General features: G+C 64.7%; 1 protein-coding gene. It reads right to left on the bottom strand.

The annotated features are described in order from the left end of the window. On the bottom strand, positions 1 to 507 hold a 507-nt coding region (locus tag C9414_RS20855), incomplete at its 3' end, for a biotin synthase BioB (protein WP_142398077.1). Positions 508 to 607 lie beyond the last annotated feature (100 nt).

The raw sequence follows: 607 nt of genomic DNA, 5'->3' as shown, positions 1-607 counted from the left end.
CGTGTGGATGATCGAATCGTAGTAGTCCGGCGCCGTATCCAGATTGTGGTTGTAGTAGTCCAGCCCGGCGTCCTTCAGGGCGCGCGCCTGTTCGCCGCTGAGCATGCCCAGCGTGGCGCAGGTTTCCAGGCCCAGCGCTTTCACCCCGGCGATCATTGCCGCCACCTTCGGGATGTCGCGGTCCTTGGGCGAACGCCATGCGGCGCCCATGCAGAAGCGCGACGCACCGGCAGCCTTGGCCTGGCGCGCCTTGGCCAGCACCGCGTCGGTCTCCATCAGCTTCTGCGCGTTCACCCCGGTGCTGTAGCGCTGCGCCTGCGGGCAGTACGCGCAGTCTTCCGGGCAGCCGCCGGTTTTCACCGACAGCAGCGTGGAGACCTGTACCTGGGCCGGGTCGAAGTGCTCGCGGTGGACCGTTGCGGCGCGGAACAGCAGCTCGGGGAACGGCAGCTCGAACAGCGACTGCAGTTCGTCGTGTTGCCAGTCGTGGCGGATGGCAGCAGCCATGGCGGGACCTTGGGTACAAGTGGAGCGAGGGCGGCAGTGTGGGTGGCGGAGGATTTGCTGTCAACCACAATGTTATTTCTATGGTTTACAGAAATAATGC

This window comes from Bacillus sp. Nf3 (genome assembly GCF_003028545.1).
GTDB lineage: Bacteria > Bacillota > Bacilli > Bacillales > Bacillaceae > Bacillus > Bacillus safensis.
This window is presented reverse-complemented; position numbering and strand designations above follow the sequence as displayed.